The sequence below is a fragment of the Streptomyces sp. NPDC051064 genome (assembly GCF_044455985.1).
Taxonomy (GTDB): Bacteria; Actinomycetota; Actinomycetes; order Streptomycetales; family Streptomycetaceae; genus Streptomyces.
The window spans coordinates 934,526-947,956 of sequence record NZ_JBITFK010000002.1; the positions used below are offsets into that span (position 1 = coordinate 934,526).

General features: G+C 70.7%; 15 protein-coding genes. 9 read left to right on the forward strand and 6 right to left on the reverse strand.

Features of this window, described 5'->3' with window-relative positions; genetic code table 11:
• Positions 1-4: 4 nt before the first annotated feature.
• The 4 genes from ACIBCU_RS11205 to ACIBCU_RS11220 all read right to left on the reverse strand — a co-directional run bounded on the left by ACIBCU_RS11205 (position 5) and on the right by ACIBCU_RS11220 (position 2,620).
• Complete coding sequence (locus ACIBCU_RS11205; RefSeq protein WP_362931604.1) at positions 5-481, reverse strand: MarR family transcriptional regulator; 477 nt, start codon at positions 479-481, stop codon at positions 5-7.
• A gap of 95 nt (positions 482-576) precedes the next feature.
• Positions 577-1,341: an AIM24 family protein gene (locus tag ACIBCU_RS11210; RefSeq protein ID WP_362931606.1), complete on the reverse strand. Its 765-nt coding sequence runs from the start codon at positions 1,339-1,341 to the stop codon at positions 577-579.
• Positions 1,338-1,988 (reverse strand): AIM24 family protein, encoded by a 651-nt coding sequence (locus ACIBCU_RS11215; RefSeq protein ID WP_399230720.1) that lies wholly within the window; start codon positions 1,986-1,988, stop codon positions 1,338-1,340. Before ACIBCU_RS11215 ends, ACIBCU_RS11210 begins: the two co-directional genes overlap by 4 nt.
• The gene (locus ACIBCU_RS11220) at positions 1,988-2,620 is read right to left on the reverse strand and encodes an AIM24 family protein (protein WP_362931765.1); all 633 of its coding nucleotides are present in this window, start codon (positions 2,618-2,620) and stop codon (positions 1,988-1,990) included. The genes ACIBCU_RS11215 and ACIBCU_RS11220 overlap by 1 nt, the downstream gene beginning before the upstream one ends.
• 214 nt (positions 2,621-2,834) lie before the next feature.
• Here ACIBCU_RS11220 and ACIBCU_RS11225 point away from each other — a divergent pair, with 214 nt between their 5' ends.
• From ACIBCU_RS11225 to ACIBCU_RS11235, 3 genes are all read left to right on the forward strand, one after another.
• Positions 2,835-3,185 (forward strand): DUF3817 domain-containing protein, encoded by a 351-nt coding sequence (locus ACIBCU_RS11225; protein WP_362931610.1) that lies wholly within the window; start codon positions 2,835-2,837, stop codon positions 3,183-3,185.
• Positions 3,182-3,475 carry an MTH1187 family thiamine-binding protein gene (locus tag ACIBCU_RS11230; RefSeq protein ID WP_362931612.1) on the forward strand — a complete coding sequence of 98 codons (294 nt, stop codon included), beginning with the start codon at positions 3,182-3,184 and terminating at the stop codon, positions 3,473-3,475. The genes ACIBCU_RS11225 and ACIBCU_RS11230 overlap by 4 nt, the downstream gene beginning before the upstream one ends.
• 172 nt (positions 3,476-3,647) lie before the next feature.
• Positions 3,648-5,036: a glycosyl transferase gene (locus ACIBCU_RS11235; RefSeq protein ID WP_362931614.1), complete on the forward strand. Its 1,389-nt coding sequence runs from the start codon at positions 3,648-3,650 to the stop codon at positions 5,034-5,036.
• A gap of 39 nt (positions 5,037-5,075) precedes the next feature.
• On the opposite strand, the gene ACIBCU_RS11240 is transcribed toward ACIBCU_RS11235, so the two are convergent.
• Positions 5,076-6,062, reverse strand: coding sequence for a DUF5937 family protein (locus tag ACIBCU_RS11240; RefSeq protein ID WP_362931616.1), 987 nt, complete (start codon positions 6,060-6,062; stop codon positions 5,076-5,078).
• Positions 6,063-6,134: 72 nt separating this feature from the next.
• Here ACIBCU_RS11240 and ACIBCU_RS11245 point away from each other — a divergent pair, with 72 nt between their 5' ends.
• From ACIBCU_RS11245 to ACIBCU_RS11260, 4 genes are all read left to right on the forward strand, one after another.
• Positions 6,135-7,484 carry an MFS transporter gene (locus ACIBCU_RS11245; protein WP_362931618.1) on the forward strand — a complete coding sequence of 450 codons (1,350 nt, stop codon included), beginning with the start codon at positions 6,135-6,137 and terminating at the stop codon, positions 7,482-7,484.
• Between the two features lie 32 nt (positions 7,485-7,516).
• A complete protein-coding gene (locus tag ACIBCU_RS11250; RefSeq protein ID WP_362931620.1) occupies positions 7,517-8,026 on the forward strand; it encodes a MarR family transcriptional regulator in 510 nt (169 codons plus the stop codon).
• Between the two features lie 76 nt (positions 8,027-8,102).
• Complete coding sequence (locus ACIBCU_RS11255; RefSeq protein WP_362931622.1) at positions 8,103-8,435, forward strand: DUF3817 domain-containing protein; 333 nt, start codon at positions 8,103-8,105, stop codon at positions 8,433-8,435.
• An 84-nt stretch (positions 8,436-8,519) separates the two neighbouring features.
• Positions 8,520-10,220, forward strand: a complete 1,701-nt coding sequence (locus tag ACIBCU_RS11260) for a methylmalonyl-CoA mutase family protein (RefSeq protein WP_362931624.1) — start codon at positions 8,520-8,522, stop codon at positions 10,218-10,220.
• A 7-nt stretch (positions 10,221-10,227) separates the two neighbouring features.
• On the opposite strand, the gene ACIBCU_RS11265 is transcribed toward ACIBCU_RS11260, so the two are convergent.
• Entirely contained in the window at positions 10,228-10,863 is a 636-nt protein-coding gene (locus ACIBCU_RS11265) for a TetR/AcrR family transcriptional regulator (protein ID WP_362931626.1), read from the reverse strand.
• 318 nt (positions 10,864-11,181) lie between these two features.
• Between ACIBCU_RS11265 and ACIBCU_RS11270 the strand changes: the two genes are divergently transcribed.
• Together ACIBCU_RS11270 and ACIBCU_RS11275 are read left to right on the forward strand one after the other, a co-directional pair.
• Positions 11,182-12,159, forward strand: coding sequence for a tetratricopeptide repeat protein (locus ACIBCU_RS11270; RefSeq protein WP_399230726.1), 978 nt, complete (start codon positions 11,182-11,184; stop codon positions 12,157-12,159).
• Between the two features lie 600 nt (positions 12,160-12,759).
• Positions 12,760-13,401: a DUF6230 family protein gene (locus ACIBCU_RS11275; RefSeq protein ID WP_362931630.1), complete on the forward strand. Its 642-nt coding sequence runs from the start codon at positions 12,760-12,762 to the stop codon at positions 13,399-13,401.
• Positions 13,402-13,431 lie beyond the last annotated feature (30 nt).

A 13,431-nucleotide genomic window follows, 5' to 3' on the forward strand; every position in this document is an offset into this window, starting at 1 on the left:
CGCGCTACGGCTTGCCGCGCCGGTCGCGCAGGTGCTCCGCGATCGGGGTCAGCGCCGCGTGCAGTGCGGAGAGCTCCTCGGAGGAGAGCAGATCCATGAAGTGCCTCCGCACCGACTCGACATGGTGCGGCGCGACCTTCCGCATCGTCTCGCCGCCCAGGTCGGTGAGGACCGCGAACAGTCCGCGCCGGTCCGACTCGCAGTGTTCGCGCCGGACCAGGCCCGCGTTCTCCATGCGGGTGATCTGGTGCGAGAGCCTGCTCTTGGACTGCAGGGTGGCGGCGGCGAGATCGCTCATCCGCAGACGCTGGTCCTCCGACTCCGAGAGGTTGACCAGGATCTCGTAGTCGTTCATGGTCAGGCCGAACGGCTGGAGGTCCTTCTCCAGCTGATGCGTCAGCAGCCTGCTGACGTCCAGGTGGGTGCGCCAGGCGCACTGCTCCGCATCGGTCAGCCAGCGGGTGGCCGTCTCGGTCTCCATGTATGGATTCTACCTAAGATGTTGAAAGCCGGACGAAGTCTGGGAGTGTGACTCCTCGCACGCACTGCCGGGCGTCACACTCCGCAGACTACCGTTCACAGCCCGAAGCGACGCTGGAGGTCCCCCAGCTGACCGGGCATGCGAGGGGTGGAGCCGTGTTGACCCCCGCCGGCCGGCACACCCGGTTCGTGCGGGACGACACCGGTCGCCTGCTCCGGCATCAGGGCCTCGGACGACTGGAGCAGCACCGTGCCCGCCCCGACGAACTCGAACTGGTGCTCCTCGCCCGAGGTACCGCCGATACCGGTCAGCGAGCGCAGCCCGCCCATCACGCCCGTCATGTAGCCGTGATCGTAGTGGTGGCAGGGCGAGGGGCAGTCCGCCCACCCCACCAGCGCCTGTGGATCCACCCGCAGCGGCGGCTCCATGAAGACCACCGGGCCGTTGGACGCGGCGACGAACTTCCCCGTCCCGATCAGGGTCAGGAAGCCCGGGACGATCGACTGCTTCAGCGCCAGCGTCGGCTGGTAGGCCAGCAGATTGCCGGACCGGATCGTCAGGTTGCCGTCCTCCAGGTCGAAGGAGTTCACGTCGAAGGCCCGGTCGGCGAGCAGCATCTTGCCGCTGCCCTCGGCCACCACCCAGTCGCTCGCGTGCAGCGGGGAGTGGAAGCTCGTGCGGATCAGCCGCTCGAAGCGGCCGTGCCCGATGCCGTTGAACTCGATCTGCCCGTAGTAGGCGATCATCTTGCCCTTCTGCAGGAACCACTGGCTCCCCTTGAGCTCCACGCAGAAGGTGTACGCGTTGACGTTGTCGTCCGACGGCAGCGTCATCGGGTCGAAACTCACCGGCGTGCTCACAGCTTCTCCTCCGACGCCTGGACGTACACCGCTCCGTTGCCGCTGAGCTCCAGCTGGAACGCCTCACCGGAACCGCGCCCCACCATGTCGCGCCAGCCGAGCGCGGTGGACAGCTTGTTGGTCACGTCCCCGTGGTGGGCGACATAGGCCTGCGGGTCCACATGGACCGGCCTCCCCGGCGTGATCGGCAGCTCGATCACGCCGCCGTGCGCCATCACGGCGACCGCGCCGTGCCCGGTGAGCGTCGTCGTGAACAGGCCCTGCCCGGTCACCTGGCCGCGCACCATGCCCATCACACCGCCCTGTGAGCCCATGAACATGGTGCCCTGCTGGAGCGTTCCGTCGAAGGCGAGCAGCCGGTCGGCCTCCACGTACAGGGAGTCGCCGGCGAGGTCGATCACCTGGATGTGGTGGCCGCCGTGGCCGAACATCACCGTGCCGTTGCCCTCGACGGTCATCAGGGGGGTCGCCTCGTTCGCCACCCGCCGGCCGATCATCGACCCCAGGCCGCCCTGCCCGCCCTGGATGTTCGGGGTGAACGAGACGTCGCCCCGGTACGCGAGCATCGCGCCGCGCTGGCTGTACAGCGTCCGGCCGGGGCCCACCACGGCCTCGACCATCTTCGAGTTGATCTCACGGAACGGCATCAGACATCGCCTCCCACGGTGTTCCGCTCGCTGGGCTGCACGTAGACGAGGCCGTCGCCCTCGAAGCGGATCTGGAAGGACTCGCCGGAGCCCTCGCCCATGAGTGTCCGGAAGTTGACCCCGGACTGGAAGTGCTGCTGGAGCCTGCCCTGGTGGGCGATGTAGGCGCCGGGGTCGACGCTCAGCGGGTACTGGGGCGTCACGCGCAGCACCACGGCGGAACCGTCCGACATGATCGCCGCCTGGCCGGTGCCCTCGACGGTCGTGGTGAACAGGCCGTTGCCGCTCGCCCCGCCCCGGAGCCCCGTGAAGGTGGTTCCGGTGCGCAGCCCGGCGTCGGTGGCCAGCAGGTTGCTCGCCTCGACGTACAGCGTCTCGCCGTGCAGCGAGACGAGGTTGATCTCGCTCGCCCGGTCGGCGAAATAGCAGGTGCCGTGCCCCTTCACCTCCATCATGACCATCTGCTCGCCGGTCAGCCGGCGGGTCACCATGCCGCGGAGGCCCTCACCGCCGCCCGACATCTTCTTGAACGCCATCTGGCCGTCGTACGCGACCATCGAGCCGTTCTTCGCCTTGACGGCATCGCCTGTCAGGTCGACGGCGAGCGTCTTGCTGCCTTGGAGTCGGAACATCGCCACAGTGCGACGTTAGCCGCAGGGGAGCCCGGCCGGACAGGGCCCGGCGGCCGATCCCGACCCCGACATGACCCTGATATGCGCGGATACGTGCCACGGGGCCCGGACACGGACCCCCTGCCTCGGGGGGCCGGGAGCGATGCCACAATGGATGTGCTTGTGCCTGCTTTCACAAGCCGACACGCCCCTCCCACCCACCGAAGGTGCCCTCGTGGACATCAAGACCGCTTCCGCCCTGCACCGGCTGCGCCTCATCTCGCTTCCCGAGGCGCTGTCCTTCCCGGCGCTGATCCTCTTCGGCTCGGTGCTCAGCCGGGTCTCGGACATCGACTTCCTGATGATGCCGCTCGGCATGCTGCACGGCATCCTCTTCACGATCTACCTGGTGTTCCTGCTGGACGTGTGGGCCAAGGCCAAGTGGCCGTTCAAGCGTGTCGCCCTGTTCTTCGTCCTCGCTGTGCTGCCCTTCGGCGGCCTCTACGGCGAGAAGCTGCTCAAGAAGTACGAGGCCGACGGCGTCATCGCCGCCCGCGCCCGCGCCGAGGGGACGGTCAGCGCATGATCGTCGCCTTCTCCGTCACCCCCCTGGGCGTCGGCGAGGACGTCGGCGAGTACGTCGCCGACGCCGTCCGTGTCGTCCGCGAGTCCGGCCTGCCCAACCGCACGGACGCGATGTTCACCTCCATCGAGGGCGAGTGGGACGAGGTGATGGACGTCGTGAAGCGCGCCGTGGCCGCCGTCGAGGCCCGCGCGGGCCGCGTCTCCCTCGTGCTGAAGGCCGACATCCGGCCGGGCGTCACCGACGGTCTGACCTCCAAGGTCGAGACGGTGGAGCGGCACCTGGCGGGCTGACGCCCCGACCGCGCACCGGCCCCACGCGCACGACGAGCCCCCGACGCCTTCCGGCGCCGGGGGCTCGTCCCGTTCGGGCGAAGAAATCCGCTCACTCGGACCTGCCGGGTCGACACCCCGCAGGTTCTCCCCTTCTGTGGGGACACCGGCATATTCGACCGTTGGAGGCGCGATGCCGTCGGAAAGACGTGACCACGACCGGGGTGGCAGCCGCGGCCTGCCCGCCGGGCCGCTCGCGAAGCCCGCGACCGCGTACCGGGTGCGGTACCGCGGCCTCCTGCGCACCGGGTGGCACCGAATACGAGCGGTCCTCCCGCTGACGCTCGCCCCCGTGTCCGCGGGGCTCGTGCTGCTCTTCCTGGTGCTGCCCGCGCACCGGGCCGTGCGCGGGGACGGCCAGGCGTTGCTCGGTCTCGCCGACTCCGTGACCGTCGCGTCCCTCGGCCTGGTCGCCGTGTTCGCACCGGTCGGCCTCGCCCTGGCCGTGCACGCCGTGACCGTGGCCAGGGACCCGGTCCCGGTGACACCCGAGCCCGGCACCCGGGTCGCCTTCCTCACCACGTACGTACCGGGCAGGGAGCCCCTCTCTGCGGTGCGGGCCAACCTGGAGGGCGCCGCACGGATGCGGCACCCCGGGCCGCTGGACGTCTGGCTGCTCGACGAGGGCGACGACCCGGAGGCCAGGATGCTCTGCGCCGAGCTGGGCGTGCACCACTTCACCCGCCTCGGGGTGCCCGAGTGGAACCAGGAGGAGGGCCCGCACCAGGCCGGTACGGAGCACGGCAACCGCAACGCCTGGATCGCCAAGCACGGTGACGCGTACGACCTCCTCGCCTCCGTGGACACCGATCACGTCCCGCTGCCCGGCTTCCTCGAGCGGACGACGGGCTACTTCCGTGACCCTGACACCGCGTTCGTCGTCGGCCCGTGGCTCGCCGGGGACCACGACTTCCACGCCCTGGTGCAGCGCGCGGGCAACCGTTACGGCGCGCCCGTGCTCGCCGGCCCCGGAAGCGTCGTACGCATCGCCGCACTGCGCCAGGCCGGCGGCTTCCACGGCTCCGGCACCGAGGACACGGCGACGGGTTTCGAGATCCACCGGCGCCGCAACCCGGGGACCGGGCAGTACTGGCGCTCCGTCCACACCCCGGACGTGCCGGCCTCCCGCGAGGGGCACGTCTCCCCGGCGGACCGCCACGGCCGGTGGCCGCACCGGTCCCGGGTGGAGCTGCTGCGGCAGTACAGGAGGGCGCTGTTCCGGGTGCCGCCCGGCCGGCTCATCGGCTACACGCTGCTCCTCGTCCACCATCCCGTGGCCACCGTCGGCGGGCTGCTCGGCGTGCTGAGCTGCCTGGCGGCCACCGTCCACACGGCGGCCCGTGGCTGGGCGCTGCTCGCCCTGCTGATCGCCCTCGCGCCGCTCGCGGCCCGGTCCTTCACGCTGCTGCGGGAGCGCGGGTACGGAGGCGGCGCACGGCTCCGGTCCCGCGTGCCCGGTCCGGGCCAGGAGACGGAGCCCGCGCTCGCCACCGCCGCAGGGAGCCCCGCCGCGGGAGGCTGACCCGCCGGCCCGCGTCACCGGCCTGCCCGGACACCGGGCCTACGACCCCTGCGCCGCCAGCGCGATGCCCAGCGGGGTGCGCTCGTACAGCACCTGGTGCCCGTAGCGCCGCGAGGTGAGCAGGCCCGCCGCGCGCAGCGCAGACAGATGCGCGGACACGGAGGACGGGGCGAGCGAGAGCCGGTGCGCCAGCGCGCTCGTCCCGGCCGGTTCACCGAGGGCGCACAGCACGTCGGCGCGGGCCCTTCCCAGCAGCCGGGCGAGCGCGTCCGGCGTCCGGCCGGCGGACTCCGTCCACAGCCCGCCGATGCCACGCGCGGGGTAGATCACCGCGGGCTGCCAGGGGGGCTCGTAGCCGCCGACCACATCCGGCCACACGAAGACGCTGGGCATCAGGACGAGCCCCTGCCCGCCCAGCACCCGGCTGTGGTTGCCGCTGGTGCCGACCACCGTCAGGGTCGAGCCCGCCCAGTGCAGCCGCGGGCTGACCTCGCCGAGCAGCCGCTCGAATCCGACCTCGGCGAGGCGGCGCGAGTGGTAGGCGATGTCCGCCTCCAGCAGGGCGCGCAGCCGTGGCCAGTGCGGCTCGACCATCACCTCCCACGCCCGCTCCAGCAGGTCCGCCAGCTCCTGGACCGCCCGTGCCGGGTCGGCCAGCATCCGCTGCCCGGCGGGGGAGCGCAGGGCGCCCGGGGTGTCGGCGAGCGCGAGCGCCATGTCGTCGCGGGCGGCCGCCGGATCCGTCGCGCGGACGGCTGCCAGCTCCTCGGCGAAGGTGGCGAGCGGCCCGAGCGGCGGGGGGCAGACGAAGTCGGGGTTGTGGCCGGGGTCGGGCATCAGCAGCCACAGCGGCGTGAGATCCAGCCCGGCGGTGTCCTCCTTGATCCGCCGGAGCCACGGCAGGTGGTAACCGTGCCGGGAGCGGCGGTGGAGTGTGCGCACCGCCTCTTGCGTCTCCCAGAGCGGTGACAGCGCGAAGCGGCAGCGGAGCAGATCACTCTCGGCGAAGTGCAGGTGGAACGGCATGTGGCCCCACTCAAGATTCGGTGTGAGCCGAAAGTCTACGGAAGGGCCGGGCTTCTGCTCCACGCTGCGTCCATGCCGAGCGACATCAGCACCCCGGCGGGTACACCCCGCGAAGAGCCCCCCGAGCAGGCGCTGTCCCCGGCCCTGCCCCCGGGGCGGAACTCCTCGTCCGACCCGGGCTCCGCCCCGGAGGCAGAACCCCGGGTCGAGGGCTACCGCGCCGTCTTCGCCGTACGGGAGTTCCGGGCGGTCTTCGCCGCCCATCTCCTCTCCCTCCTCGGCGTGGTCGTCAGCGAGCTGGCGCTCACCGTGCTCGTCTACGACCTCACCGGCTCGCCCCTGCTCTCCGCCCTCACCTTCGCGCTCGGCTTCCTGCCGTACATCGTCGGCGGCACGCTCTTCGCCGGGGTCGCCGACCGGTACCCCGCACGCCGCGTCCTGGTCACCTGCGACCTGATCTGCGCGGCCTGCGTCGCCGTGATGGTGCTTCCCGGCACCCCCGTCGCGGGGCTTCTCGCGCTGCGCTGCCTGGTGGCCGCGATCGCGCCCGTCTTCACCGGGACACGGACGGCGGCCCTCACCGACATCCTCGGCGAGGGCGACCTGTACGTCCTCGGGCGCTCGCTGCTGCGTCTGGTCTCGCAGAGTGCCATGCTCATCGGCTTCGGCGCGGGGGGGATGCTGCTCACCGTGCTGTCCCCGCGCGGGGCGATCACGGTCACCGTCGTGACGTTCCTCTGCTCGGCCGCGCTGCTGCGCCTCGGCACCCTGGACCGTCCCGCCCGCACGCGGGAGGGCACCGGTGGGACGCTGTTCGCGGAGTCGCTCGCCGGGGCCCGGGCCGTGCTCGGCGACCGCCGGATCCGGGGGCTGCTCCTCCTCTTCTGGGTGCCCGCCTTCTTCGTGGTCGCCCCGGAGGCCCTGGCCGCGCCCTACGTGGACGCCATCGGGGCCGGTCCCGCCGCTCTCGGACTGCTGATGTGCGCGATGGCAGTCGGCCACATAGGCACCGAGCTCTACGTGGGGAGTGCCCTCGGTCCCCGTGCCCGCTCCCGGATCGTGCTGCCGGCCGCCGCTCTCGGACTGCTGCCCCTCGTGCTGTACGCGTTCCGTCCGGGCATGGTCCTGACCGTCGCCGCCCTCGTGCTGGCCGGGGCCGGCGCGGCGTACATCATCGGGCTCGACCAGTGGTTCGTCGAGGCGGTCCCCGAGCATCTGCGGGGCCGGGCCATGACTCTTCTCACCGCCGGCCTGATGACAGTCCAGGGGCTCGGTATGGCGCTCGCCGGACTGGCCGCGGAATTCTTCCCGGTGCACCAGGTGGTCGCCGGCTCGGGTGCCGTGGGCGCGGTCGTCACCCTCCTGCTGGTCCTGGAGGTGCGTAGAACACGCGTCCGGTACCGAAGTGCGAGACGGTGCTGACCGCCATGTGACCAGTGGGTAAGGTCGTTGCCGTGCCGAAGCCGCTCAGCCTCCCCTTCGATCCCATCGCCCGCGCCGAGGAACTCTGGCACCGGCGCTGGGGGCCGGTGCCCTCCATGGGGGCGATCACGTCGATCATGCGTGCGCAGCAGATCCTGCTCGCCGAGGTGGACGCGGTGGTGAAACCGTACGGGCTGACGTTCGCCCGCTACGAGGCGCTGGTCCTGCTCACCTTCTCCCAGGCGGGCGAGCTGCCGATGTCCAAGATCGGCGAGCGTCTGATGGTGCACCCCACCTCCGTGACGAACACCGTCGACCGGCTGGTGCGCTCGGGGCTGGTCGACAAGCGCCCCAACCCCAACGACGGCCGCGGAACCCTGGCCTCCATCACGGACAAGGGCCGTGAGGTGGTCGAGGCGGCCAGCCAGGACCTGATGGCGATGGACTTCGGGCTCGGGGCGTACGACGACGAGGAGTGCGCCGAGATCTTCGCCATGCTGCGCCCGCTGCGGGTGGCCGCCCAGGACTTCGAGGACACGTAGCCGCATCGCCCGGGGTGCCGTCGTGAGGGGCAGGGCGCCGCAAGATCGCCCCGGCCGTCCGGTTACGCTCGATGCCATGAAACGCAGTGTGCTGACCCGCTACCGGGTGATGGCCTACGTCACCGCCGTGATGCTGTTGATCCTGTGTGTCTGCATGATCTTCAAGTACGGCTTCGACACCGGTGAGGGGCTGACGCTCGTCGTCTCGCAGGTCCACGGTGTCCTCTACATCATCTATCTGATCTTCGCCTTCGACCTCGGTTCCAAGGCGAAGTGGCCGGTCGGCAAGCTGCTCTGGGTGCTGGTCTCCGGGACGATCCCGACCGCCGCGTTCTTCGTCGAGCGCAAGGTGGTCCGGGAGGTCGAGCCGCTGATCGCCGACAGCTCCCCGCAGGCCGTCAAGGCCTGATCCGCACCGCCCGAACCGCCCCGCGCGAAGCGCCGGGCGGTTTGCCGTCGACATTTACTAGGACGTCCTAGTAAATTTGTCTCCATGGACGCTCATGCGATCGAGGAAGGCCGCCGCCGCTGGCAGGCCCGTTACGACAAGGCCCGCAAGCGCGACGCGGACTTCACCACGCTCTCCGGTGACCCGGTGGAGCCGGTGTACGGGCCGCGCCCCGGCGACACGTACGAAGGCTTCGAGCGGATCGGCTGGCCCGGCGAGTACCCCTTCACCCGGGGGCTCCACCCGACCGGCTACCGGGGCCGCACCTGGACGATCCGCCAGTTCGCCGGCTTCGGCAACGCCGAGCAGACCAACGAGCGGTACAAGACCATCCTGGCCAACGGCGGCGGCGGACTCAGTGTCGCCTTCGACATGCCGACCCTGATGGGCCGCGACTCCGACGACCCCCGCGCGCTCGGCGAGGTCGGCCACTGCGGCGTCGCCATCGACTCCGCCGCCGACATGGAGGTCCTGTTCCGGGACATCCCGCTCGGCGACGTCACCACCTCGATGACGATCAGCGGGCCCGCCGTCCCCGTCTTCTGCATGTACCTGGTCGCCGCGGAGCGCCAGGGCGTCGACCCGGGCGTACTCAACGGCACCCTCCAGACCGACATCTTCAAGGAGTACATCGCGCAGAAGGAGTGGCTCTTCCAGCCCGAGCCCCATCTGCGGCTCATCGGCGACCTGATGGAGCACTGCGCCCGCGACATCCCCGACTACAAGCCGCTGTCGGTCTCCGGCTACCACATCCGCGAGGCCGGGGCCACGGCCGCACAGGAGCTCGCGTACACCCTCGCCGACGGCTTCGGCTACGTGGAGCTCGGTCTCTCCCGGGGCCTGGACGTCGACACCTTCGCTCCCGGGCTCTCCTTCTTCTTCGACGCGCACCTCGACTTCTTCGAGGAGATCGCCAAGTTCCGCGCCGCCCGCCGGATCTGGGCCCGCTGGATGAAGGAGACGTACGGCGCGAAGACCGACAAGGCGCAGTGGCTCCGCTTCCACACCCAGACCGCCGGGGTCTCGCTCACCGCCCAGCAGCCGTACAACAACGTCGTACGCACCGCCGTGGAGGCGCTGTCCGCCGTCCTGGGCGGCACCAACTCCCTGCACACCAACGCTCTGGACGAGACGCTCGCCCTGCCCTCCGAGCAGGCCGCCGAGATCGCGCTGCGCACCCAGCAGGTGCTCATGGAGGAGACCGGGGTCGCCAACGTCGCCGACCCGCTGGGCGGTTCGTGGTACGTCGAGCAGCTCACCGACCGCATCGAGGCCGACGCCGAGAAGATCTTCGAGCAGATCAAGGAGCGCGGCACCCGGGCGCACCCGGACGGCAAGCACCCCATCGGACCGATGACCTCCGGAATCCTGCGCGGCATCGAGGACGGCTGGTTCACCGGCGAGACCGCCGAATCCGCCTTCCGATACCAGCAGTCGCTGGAGAAGGGCGAGAAGCGGGTCGTCGGCGTCAACGTCCACCACGGGTCCGTCACCGGCGACCTGGAGATCCTGCGCGTCAGCCACGAGGTCGAACGCGAGCAGGTGCGCGAGCTCACCGGGCGCAAGGAAGGCCGCGAGGAAGCGAAGGTCCGCGGCGCGCTGGACGCGATGCTGGCCGCCGCGCGCGACGGCTCGAACATGATCGCGCCGATGCTGGAGGCCGTACGGGCGGAGGCGACCCTCGGCGAGATCTGCGGGGTGCTGCGCGACGAGTGGGGCGTCTACACGGAGCCGCCGGGCTTCTGACGCGCGGTCAGCCCTCCCGCGTGGCCGCCGCTCCCAGTCCCGAGAGCAGCAGTAGGGTGAAGCGCCGGGCCCAGTCGGGGTCGACGGGCTCGGCGCTCACCAGCGCGCGGTGCACCACGGCGCCGGCGATCACGTCGAAGATCAGGTCGGCGGTGCGGGCCGCCACCACCGCGTCCGGCTCGACGGGCAGTTCGCCGCGCCGCTGCGCACGCTCCCGTCCCTGGAGGACGAGGTGCTTCTGCCGGGTCACGATCGAATCGCGTATACGGTCCCGCAGCGCCTCGTCCCGCGTCGCCTCGGCGACCACCGCCATCAGCGCCGTCTTGGTCTCCGGCCGTTCCAGCAGGGCCGCGAACTGGAGGACCACGGCCTCCACGTCGGCCGCGAGGCTGCCGAGGTCGGGCAGCTCCAGTTCGTCGAAGAGGACGGCGACCGCGTCCACCACCAGCTCGTTCTTGCCGGCCCAGCGGCGGTAGAGAGTCGTCTTGGCGACCCCCGCCCGCGTCGCCACGTCGCCCATCGTCAGCTTCGACCAGCCGAGGTCGACCAGCGACGCACGGGTCGCCTCGAGGATCGCGGCATCGGCTTCGGGGCTGCGTGGTCGTCCGGAACGGGCGGGTCCGGTTGGGCTGCGGCTCAGCATGCGGCGACCATACCGGCCGGTAAGTAGTACTGACCGGCCCGGGAGCCCGTGAGACAGATCACCGGGCACTCTTGCCCCGGAGGGGGTCCTGCCAGTTACGCTACGACCCGTAGCGTAAGAAGCGACGGTCCGTCCGTCGTGGCGCCACGACCGATCGACAGCCACAGGCACCGGGTGGGGACCCGGCGCCGAACACGGGGTTTTTCAGGGCCCCGGGACCGTTTACGTCCGCCCGTCGCGCACACCGGCGCGGCTGTGGACGGAACCGGTTCGCGGATCGCTTTCCGGAACAGTGCGCGCAGGGGGGAGGATGTACGTATGCAGCCTAGGAACATGTCCATGAGCGGCGTCGTCGACCTCGCCGCTGTGAAGGCGGCCGGCGACGCCAAGGCGAAGGCGGAGCAGGCCCGCGCGGAGTCCGCCCGGCAGGGGGGCGGCGGCGCCGTGACCCCCGCCTCCCTGGTGATCGACGTCGACGAGGCGGGTTTCGAGACCGACGTCCTCCAGCGCTCCACCGAAGTCCCCGTCGTCATCGACTTCTGGGCCGAGTGGTGCGAGCCGTGCAAGCAGCTCGGCCCGCTCCTGGAGCGCCTCGCCGTCGAGTACAACGGCCGCTTCGTGCTGGCCAAGGTCGATGTCGACGCCAACCAGATGCTGATGCAGCAGTTCGGGATCCAGGGCATCCCGGCGGTCTTCGCCGTGGTGGCCGGACAGGCCCTCCCGCTCTTCCAGGGCGCGGCCCCCGAGAGCCAGATCCGTCAGACGCTGGACCAGCTGATCCAGGTCGGCGAGGAGCGGTTCGGTCTGACCGGGATCGCCGTCGACCCGGACGCCGGAGCGGGTGGCGAGGAGAGCGCCCCCGCCGAGGTGCCCGCGGGGCCGTACGACGCGCAGCTGGAAGCCGCCGCGCAGGCACTGGACGCCAACGACTTCGACGGCGCGGTCCGGGCCTACAAGAGCGTCCTGGCGGACGACCCGGTCAACACCGAGGCGAAGCTGGGCCTCGCCCAGGCCGAACTGCTGGGCCGCGTCGCGGGCATGGATCCGCAGCAGGTCCGCAAGGAGGCCGCGGAGAACCCGGCCCAGCCGGCGGCGCAGATGGCCGCGGCGGACCTGGACCTCGTGGGCGGGCACGTCGAGGACGCGTTCGGCCGGCTCGTCGAGACGGTCCGCCGCAATTTCGGCGACGACCGCGACGCCGTACGGGTGCGGCTCCTGGAGCTCTTCGAGGTGATCGGCCCCGACGACCCCCGGGTCACCGCCGCGCGGACAGCGCTGGCGCGCGTCTTGTTCTGATGTGACAACACGGCCGTGGAGCCCTCCGGGCGCCACGGCCGTTTTCGCGGGCGAACGACAACGGAGACACCTGCTTTACCAAAACTTGATAAAGGTACGCGCTGTTACTCGCAGTAAATCGCCTCCGGTGGTCTGTCCGGTTTCAGGACGTAATCCCGCTGTTCGCCCGTCACTCCGGTGCCACCCTGTGTGGCCGGGTGGTACCCCCCTGTCGCGTACTGGTTATCGGGTCGTTACTAGTCAGTAACGACCCCCCTTGTGTCCGGGCCGCGAATGCACCACGATCGGCCACGCTCGGTCCAATACCCCCCAGCCCGACGGCCAGTCGACGCAGGAGGGTCTTTTGGGTCCCCACCGGGTGGTCGGCGGCAGTGGCGCCGATCGCGGACAGGGGGGTTCCTGCCCCTGGGCAGGGCCTGTCCGAACCGGTTGCGCAGACGCGCGGCCAGTGGTTGTCGCTCGGGGGTGATCGCCGGTGATTCGGATGCGGTACGCGCCTCCGGTCCGGGCGCTCTCCTTCCCGAGGACGTAGCACTTCTCCCATCCCAGGGCGGGCACCATGCCCGTACCGGAGATGTACGTCCGAGAAGGAGGAAATTTATGAGTTCGCAGGTTCGCGGTGGTACCAGATGGAAGCGTTTCGCTCTGGTCATGGTGCCGAGCGTCGTCGCGACCGCAGCGGTCGGCGTCGGCCTGGCGCAGGGTGCGCTGGCCGCGTCCTTCAGCGTCTCCGGCCAGAGCTTCAAGGTCAGCACCGACAAGCTCGTCGGTAAGGACTTCGTCCAGTACGGCAGCGTCGCTGTCGGCAAGGACATGAAGGGTAACGACGCGGCGCACCCGGTGGCCGTGTCGGGCTTCAGCAAGGCCACGATCACCAACATGTGCCAGTCGGTGGTCACGCCTGGCCTTCCGTTCGGTCTCGGCAGCGTCAGCCTGGAGCTGACTGCGGGTACCGACCCGAAGAAGCCCGTCGAGGCGACGAACCTGTACCTCGACGTCGCACAGCTCGACGCGGACGCGTACTTCGAGAACATCGACATCGGCGTCGCCGCCGGTTCGGTCGGTAAGCCCGGTATCCAGCCCGGCACAGAGAAGGCCGTCAACCCGAACGGCTTCGCGCAGCGTGCCGAGACGGCCACGCTGTCCAACGTGGAGCAGACGGCGTGGGCAACCACCGCCGGCACCTTCAAGCTCAGCAACCTGAGCATGAAGCTGCACAAGGGCGTCAAGGAGTGCTTCTAGCACTCGCCCGGGGCGGCCGGAGGGTGCCGT